Source organism: Bacillus cereus group sp. MYBK108-1, from assembly GCF_051917185.1.
GTDB classification, from domain to species: domain Bacteria; phylum Bacillota; class Bacilli; order Bacillales; family Bacillaceae_G; genus Bacillus_A; species Bacillus_A cereus.
This window is the reverse complement of sequence record NZ_JBQAHZ010000013.1, coordinates 132,530-140,673: the sequence shown is the minus strand read 5'-3', so window position 1 is coordinate 140,673 and position 8,144 is coordinate 132,530. Positions and strand designations below refer to the sequence as shown.

The window sequence follows — 8,144 nt, the reverse complement described above, 5'->3', positions numbered from 1 at the left end:
CAGATGACAGATGGAGAGCCGGATACATGGAGACGTGTAAGTCCGGTTCGGAGAGGAGCATTTGGAAACCTATCACAGAAACGTGGAAAGGCGCTGGATGCTTACTCTACAAATATGCCACAAAGGTAAATGAAAAAACAAAACTTATTGAAGAACTTCTTCGAAATGTACATAGCTCTTCTAAATAAGTTGAAGAATGAAATATAATGATACCGTCAGTTATTAACAATAATATCTAAGAAAAAACTATTTTATTTCTTAATTCACATAATTTTCAAAAATAAATTCCGTAGATGTTAATATTTGTTATATAATATATTTGTCAAAGCATTACCCCTGAAGTTTCTACGGTCAATCTGTAAGATAGTTTGTTTGGCCCGTATATTCACCTTAAATTAAAAAGAACTTGTAGAGATTCCTACAAGTTCTTTTTGTTTTAAGGTTTAAATGTGGATTTAAAATATAGTTGTAATTTTTCGAGGGGGAAAAGTAAATGTTTGTAAAAACAGAAAGGTTATTAATACGAAAATTTGAGTTCAAAGATTGGCAAGCTGTTCATGAGTATACATCAGATATCAATGTTATGAAATACATACCTGAAGGGGTTTTTACTGAAGAAAATACAAGAAACTTTGTGAATGAAAACATTGGTGAAAACGCTAAGAACTTTCCTGTAGTATTAATAGATAGGGATATTCTGATTGTTCATATCGTTTTTCATAAATATTTTGGTGAGCATACTTATGAGATTGGTTGGGTGTTCAATCCAAAATACTTCAATAAAGGATATGCTTCTGAAGCAGCACAAGCTACATTGAAATATGGCTTTAAGGAAATGAAATTACATAGGATTATAGCTACATGTCAGCCACAAAATACCCCATCATATCGAGTAATGGAGAAGATCGGAATGAGAAGAGAAGGCTATTTCAGGAAGTGTATACCACATGGGAATGAATGGTGGGATGAATATTATTACGCTATTTTAGAAGAAGAGTAGTGCCTTAGAACGCATCATTTAAATTGACGCTCCTATTCCTAAATAGGCAAGTTGACTATCTTTATTGGGGATTCTTGTTACCAAAGGCGAAGTCCATTTCTGCTATGGCTGAAATGCAAGACCATGGTGTCCCATTACCAATCTCGTGATTCCCCCCCCTATGTATTCTTAAAATATAGAATATTAGAAATATATTATGGTAAAATGTGTATAACTATAAATTATTAAATAGATTGGAGAATACTAGAATGAAAGTACAATTACTAAGAGTAGGGATATTGGCTTGCTTCATGATATTTTGTTGGTCCTATGAAGATGTCTCTGCTGCATCTACGTGTGAGCCATATGGTGAAATTAAGCCAAACCAAAATCCCTCTCGTCAGCACATAAATTGCCTACTAACGAACGCAGCATTAAAAGAAAATGTTCCTCCTGAAGTTATAAAAGCAGTAGCTACACAAGAAAGTGGATGGAAACAATTTGATGGAAACGGCCAGCCAATCATAGCGCAAGACGGTGGAATTGGGATTATGCAAATTACCAATCAACCTCAGTTCGATCAACAAAAGTTAAAATATGATATTAATTATAATATTGAAGCAGGTGTTAAAGTTCTTCGTAGTATGTATCAGCGAACAGATCTTCCTAAGGTAAAAGCTGCTGGACCAGAAGTAATCGAAAACTGGTACTTCTCCGTTATGGCTTATAATGGAACAAAACCTGCAAACAGTCCTTTGTATAAAGCTACTGGTCAAAAAAATTTAAACGCTTATCAGGAAAAAGTATTTTCTATTCTAGAACAATACAGTTTTTTAAATGATACAAAATTGGGGCAGTTTCCTTTCAGTACAGCTGATTTCGAATATGATCCTAACACGAGCACAAATATTATATTTAAAAAGAAGGAGTACACACTAACAAATCTACATTCTTCTATCTATCACCTAAAAACAGGTGATCAAGTACTTGTAACAAGAGATGGAGTAAATTTAAGATCTAAACCTACTTCCGCTTCAAGTGGGAAACCGTTAAGTAAAAATACGAACTTGATTATTCAAGGAAACGCTGCATATGATGAATCTGTAGATAGTAGCAATCAGTTTGTATGGTATCCAGTTAAAACTGCAGATCAAAAACTAGTAGGTTATATTTCTTCTGCATATATTATGAAAAAATTATAATTTAAAATCAAACGGTGAAGATAATCACTGATAAAGATATGGTAGTGATGGGAACGATTGAACCAAATATAATTGTGGGTTCTGGTACAAAAAAATATTAAACTTGAACATACCGATACTGATACTCTACAAAGGATTGTAACCGGCATGGAACAAAATGGTTGTTCAAGTGGAAGCATTTTGTTCCTAACTGTATTTTGTAAACAGTGAAATGATACAAGCGGTACAACTTGAATCTTCGTAAAGAAGCACCCCTGCGTGTATATTACTTAGGAAAGTTTGGTTGGGAGGAAGTGAAGAGAGACGAGCTCCCAGCGAAAGTAAAAGAAAGAATAGATATGAAATAATTAGTTACTTATGATGGCGGATTCTCTTACATGGAGGATTCGCTATTTTTTTATTTACAATGAGAAACGCATGTTAGGGTGAATATTGAGGTTAATTGGAATGCCAGACTGATCGATACAGTGAACGTATCAATTATTGATTTATATAAGTACCTATACATACCAGGTTAACGAAATTTTGTTCATTTGTTTCCATTAGAGGTGCATCTTGGGGGAAGAAGAAAGTGTACAAAAGAAGTGCTAGAAAGCCGTAGCGTGATTGACAGAATTAAACTCGTAAGATATCTCGTAATAGATAGCATAATAGAGAATTAAATCGTTGTATATTTTAATATATTGTTATAATATTACGAAAGGGAATAAGGTAATATAAGGTAAATACGCTAATGTTATTGTATAAATATAGCGCAAATAGGGAGAATGAACATGAAAAAGTATCTAGTAGCAGGATTATTGTTGTCAAGTTTATTAGTGGGGTGTGGTCAGGAGAACGCCTCTACCAAGAAAGAAATGCCTAAGAGTGAGCAGGAAGTGAAGAAGGACACGCAAGCCGATAAGAAGGTAGATGGAACAAAGCGTGATGAATTAAAGGACGGGGAAAAGTTGAATGATAATGTGCCAAGGGATAACGAAAACAAAGTGGTTGATACGGAAAAAAATGAGGATAAAGTTGATATTGTGCAGTATCAGTTTTCATCAGATGAAAGTAATTCTACAATGCCTGTTGATTACTTTGAAGCACTTGAACATGGTATGCCATACGAAGAAGTAGCTAAGGCCTTACACCGTAATGCGACAAGTGCAATTAAAACTAAGAAGTTTGATACTGAATTAATTGAATATACTTATGAGGCGCCAGAAGCGGTGATACAAGTTCAATTTAAGGATGGTAATTTATTTGGTGCGGAATATGTTGGTCAAGATAAGGAAATGTATTCAGTTATTCCTGTTGGATGGGATGAAAAAAATAATCGTTGGGCTGAAGAGAAAAACGTAGGCGTGCAATCTAGTGAGAATAAGCCAAATAATCACAAGCCTCAAATAAACGAAGGCAAGAATATTGAAACGAATGATAAGCCCGAATCTAGTACAGCAGGTGTAAAGGCAGATAATAAGCCTGAAGAAGCTACTACCAACCATAAATTTAATAATAAAGAAGTTGAACAACCTCGTAATAAGGAACAGCAACGTAAGGAAGTAGAAGAATTTAAACCGAGTGATGCAGACATGGAACGCATTAAACGACAAGAAGACCGTTGGAATACGCCATCAGGTGGTGTTGGTGCTACATGGCAAGAAGAAATGAAAAAACAGAAATAAAATAACATACCTACCTATTATACGGATTAAGTGAATTTAAAGTGGGAAATTTATAGTTTTTATCATATTTTATTATATTCATTCTATAAAATTCAAAAAGATGACAGAGTGTTGGAAACCCAAAAGGATTTTTCATCACTCTGTCTATTACAAAATATTAATATTGTTGTTGATATTGTCTTATAAGAAGGAATTCATTTAAGATATTACAGGTTCCGTTCTTTGGTTTAGATAGTAAACAGATTGACTTAAAATAGGTTAAAAAAGGCTATGGATTAGAAGCAAATATTTTTGATGGGACATCTTTATTTGATAACTCATATACAAAAAGATTTTCAGAGGTTCTTTCTTTTGTTCTAACCCTTGATTCATCCCTGTTAACGTTGCATTTTCCTACTGATAATGCAGACTACCTTAATGATGAATTTATTAATATTGCTATAAAGTATAATGCATTAAGTATAACAGTGCATGCTAATCAATTCATAAATGTCGTGGAATTTCAGAGCTATAATTTTCTTGATAATAGAAAAAGGATTATAGAGTTCTTTAACATGCTAGATGAAGAAATAAAAGGAACTGATATATATAGGATCAAAAACCTACCCATTATTGGAAACTTGGGCGATGCTTTTGATCTTATATTTATATATCCAAGGGATTTTACTGATTTGGTTAATTTGGAGTTATCTAACGTTGGAATAACATGGGATATATATCATTGGTCTATAACCTATCTTACACGTCTAGGTATTTCTAAATTATTAAGGCAAGAGGAAATTGAATACAAGGATTTTCATAAGTATTTAAGCTTAATGAATCATATTAAACATTTTCATTTCAGTTCTTTTATGCATTTAACGATTCCTTATAGTGAGGTACGTTGCTTTGAGGGGGAGAATCCGGTTAATGAATCTATTGATGAGAGTTTATTACATGAAACTTTATTAAAATTGAAGAACAATAATTTGGATAAAAACATAGGTATTGTATTTGAGGTTCAGAAAACTGATTATATGAATAGAAAGAGGTCATGGGAGACTCTTAATTGGTTTCAAGTAATAGACGCAAATGATTTAGTTATCCTAAGCTCATTATTAATAGCTTATACAGTTTATACAGTAGGGGAAATGATTATGTCACCTGTCCAAATGACATTCGTTGCTAATATAGCTCCAGAACATTTGAGGGGGACTTATATGGGAGCGGCTAATCTTCAATGGATTACAGGTAATGTATTTGGACCACTTCTAGGTGGTGTATTACTGGATCAGCTTTTAGGGCATATGTTATTTACAATCTTAGGTGTGGGTTGTATTATTTCTGGATTTGTTTACTTACTATTAGATAGACTTATTGAGAATAGAGGTAAAGAAATGCCTATAAAACAAACATCATAATTTTAATATTGTTAAGGTGTTGAAGATTAAATTTTATGTTTTAAGAAATAAATAAAGTGCACGTTTATTAATAGTAAACGTGCACTTTATTTATTAGTATTTAAAATTAATTCATATATAGTAATTTTTTAGGTTACGACCTAAGTATATAAAAGTAATATACTGCTTCTTTTAATCAATTACAACTAAACTTCTTGACCTATCAATATGATTAAGTAACATACGATACTCTTCTTCGTACATAGTTACACGTTGTAGAAGGGACTGATTTTCTGCCTCTAAATTTTTTATTTGACCTTGTAAGTTTGTAAATTCATTTGTTTTTTTATAATTTTGTAGAAAGAGAATAATATCATCTAATGTCATAGATAAAGAGTTGGTTTCTTTTTTTTGTTGAGAGGGAGAAATATTGTTTCCCATTTTTCGATTTTGTTTTGCTTGTTTTATTTCCTCTTGGTATTGTTTTCTTACGTATGAATTCCAACGAAATCCACAAGCGGCAGGTGTCCTATTTAGTAGTTTTGCTACTTCTTTGAATGCAGCTAACTGTGTTCCACCGTTACGAATATTCTGGAGTACTGTTGATGCGAGAAGTAAATCGTTATCGTTAGTCCAGGAATCTTGTCTTGAGATTACCACGTTTTGACCTCCTTTACATGCTTTATATTACATATATGCAATTACTTAAAATGATAGAAGTTTAACTTATCTTAAAATAATTAGGAGTAAGTTGATAGAAGTATGTACTATTTAAAATGCGAAATTGCATAAAAAATTAGATTGACTATTTGTTATTAGTGTAACTATAATGGTTACAAATATGCGGCTAAATTAATAGGTTTGATGTTATGAAGTATTTGTATTAATGATGTATAAGCAAATATTAACAAATGAACGGAGTTGGAAATATAAGAAGCTAATATAAAAAAGAATTAAGGCCATATAAAACATTTTATAATCATATATAAATTAAAAGAGGTGCACATTTTGAAAATTTTTAAGGGAATTATAGTTTCTTCAATTGCGTTAACAGCATTTAATGGAGTAGGTGGACTACTTCCAAGTGATAAATCAGAAGTTGCCTATGCAGCTAGTTACAATTATTCAAATAAGCAAATGAATTCTACTGTACATAAGCAAGTTACGAAACAATTAATTTTGAAATTTAAAAATGAGGCAAATTTGCCATATCAAGATGGAATAGAAAAATTCATTAAAGAAGAAAAACAAGACCCTGAATTAATTAGAATTTTAAACGAATACCCAAATGTAACTATAAATCGACTTTTTAGTTCTTTAAACCCTAAAGAAATTAAAAATTTAGGTAGAGAAATAAACGACTCCGAACATATTTCTTCCAATTTGCTAAACTATTATATTGTAGAAAACCAAGGTGATATTGATGTACAAGCCTTACTTGCAAAATTTGAGAAATCATCACTTATTGAAACGGCATATCTACAGGAAGAAGAAACGCCACCTGAAGAGCGTTTATCAAATTTATCTGTTAATCCATATGATGAGCCTAGACTTACAAGGCAAGGTTACCTTGAACCAGCACCATTAGGAATTAATGCACCTTATGCTTGGAGTATAAATGGTGGAGACGGAAAAGGAACAACTTTTGTAGATATGGAGTATGGTTGGTTATTAAGTCATGAAGATTTAGTGAATCAGAAGATAGAATTGATGTCGGGACAGAATAAGAGTGAACACCATGATCATGGTACCTCAGTTTTGGGGATTGTTTCTGCAGAGGATAATAGCATAGGTGGAATTGGGATTGCACCAAAAGCTAAGGTAAAGGTTGTATCTCAGTTTAGAGACAACGGTAAGTATAATACGGCTGATGCTATCTTAAGTGCGGTTAACAATATGCAAGCTGGAGATATTCTTTTACTAGAGGCACAAGCAACTTACGATGGATATGGAGATAAGAACTATTTCCCTGTGGAAGTAAAACCAGACATATTTGATGCAATTCGTATAGGAACAAATAAGGGAATTATTATTATTGAAGCAGGTGCAAACGGTGGAAATGACTTGGATCAATTTAGAGATCGTAATGGTAAACAAGTTTTAAATCGTAATAGTCCTGATTTTAAAGATTCAGGGGCAATTATGGTTGGGGCAGCTTCTGCAAGAGTTCCTCATAAGCGTTCATATTTTTCTAATTATGGTAGTAGAGTGGATGTGTATGGATGGGGGAATGCAGTAGATACAGCAGATGCTAAACCAAGTGAATTTATAACAAATCTATATACATCTAGTTTTGCTGGAACATCTAGTGCATCACCTATTATTGCTGGTGCTGCAGCATCAATTCAAGGAATTGCAAAAAATAATCAGGGGAGAGTATATACACCAAGACAGCTTAGGGATATTTTAAGTGATTCTAGCACTGGAACGAAATCCAATGATCCAACTTCTGATAAAATTGGTGTTTTACCTGACTTAAAAGCCATTTTATCTAAACTTGGTTTTTCACCAAACTTAAGTAATGATTCTTCCATTGTATTTCCTGAGGAACAAGAAATAAAGAAAGAAGATAAGGGAAATGAAGGATCTACTATTACATTTCCAAAAGAAGATTCCGCTAATAGCGAAGGAGACTCTAGCTTTATTTTCCCAGAATAATTGTAGGGATATCTTCTATTTAATATAAAGGAATTTTATATAACTAGTTGAGTATAATACTGGTGAGATAGGCTCTTATGTGTAGTAGCATAAGAGCCTATCTGTTGTACTTTTAACTATATAAGAGGGAAAGTACTTCTTTAGATATTTACCTTGCTTAACAAACCAAACATTACAATGGACATAATGAATTCGTACTTGTGGGTATTTTTATTTGTTAAGTTAATGACGGATCGATGCGGTAGAATCCCTTATTGTG

Annotated in this window: 5 protein-coding genes and 4 pseudogenes; 8 read left to right on the top strand and 1 reads right to left on the bottom strand. The window is 32.7% G+C overall.

All coding sequences use genetic code 11. The features are described from left to right. Window positions 1–107 precede the first annotated feature (107 nt). From ACTFSL_RS18585 to ACTFSL_RS18555, 7 genes and pseudogenes are all read left to right on the top strand, one after another. Window positions 108–188 (top strand): annotated as a pseudogene (locus ACTFSL_RS18585) (lysozyme family protein); the annotation flags it as partial. A 305-nt stretch (window positions 189–493) separates the two neighbouring features. Continuing rightward, a complete protein-coding gene (locus ACTFSL_RS18580; RefSeq protein WP_088338956.1) occupies window positions 494–1,000 on the top strand; it encodes a GNAT family N-acetyltransferase in 507 nt (168 codons plus the stop codon). Between the two features lie 248 nt (window positions 1,001–1,248). Then, window positions 1,249–2,181 (top strand): transglycosylase SLT domain-containing protein, encoded by a 933-nt coding sequence (locus tag ACTFSL_RS18575; protein WP_420685975.1) that lies wholly within the window; start codon window positions 1,249–1,251, stop codon window positions 2,179–2,181. A 233-nt stretch (window positions 2,182–2,414) separates the two neighbouring features. After that, window positions 2,415–2,528: pseudogene (locus ACTFSL_RS18570) on the top strand (YxeA family protein); the annotation flags it as partial. Between the two features lie 426 nt (window positions 2,529–2,954). Beyond that, window positions 2,955–3,848, top strand: a complete 894-nt coding sequence (locus ACTFSL_RS18565; RefSeq protein ID WP_088339119.1) for a hypothetical protein — start codon at window positions 2,955–2,957, stop codon at window positions 3,846–3,848. A 182-nt stretch (window positions 3,849–4,030) separates the two neighbouring features. Next, window positions 4,031–4,903: pseudogene (locus tag ACTFSL_RS18560) on the top strand (endonuclease); the annotation flags it as partial. Next, window positions 4,898–5,248 (top strand): annotated as a pseudogene (locus tag ACTFSL_RS18555) (MFS transporter); the annotation flags it as partial. The pseudogenes ACTFSL_RS18560 and ACTFSL_RS18555, both read left to right, overlap by 6 nt. Before the next feature lie 171 nt (window positions 5,249–5,419). Here the strand turns inward: ACTFSL_RS18555 and ACTFSL_RS18550 are convergent. After that, window positions 5,420–5,887, bottom strand: a complete 468-nt coding sequence (locus ACTFSL_RS18550) for an RsfA family transcriptional regulator (RefSeq protein WP_088339028.1) — start codon at window positions 5,885–5,887, stop codon at window positions 5,420–5,422. A gap of 348 nt (window positions 5,888–6,235) precedes the next feature. On the opposite strand from ACTFSL_RS18550, the gene ACTFSL_RS18545 reads away from it, so the two are divergent. Next, window positions 6,236–7,885 (top strand): S8 family peptidase, encoded by a 1,650-nt coding sequence (locus tag ACTFSL_RS18545; RefSeq protein ID WP_088339027.1) that lies wholly within the window; start codon window positions 6,236–6,238, stop codon window positions 7,883–7,885. The last annotated feature ends 259 nt before the right edge of the window (window positions 7,886–8,144 follow it).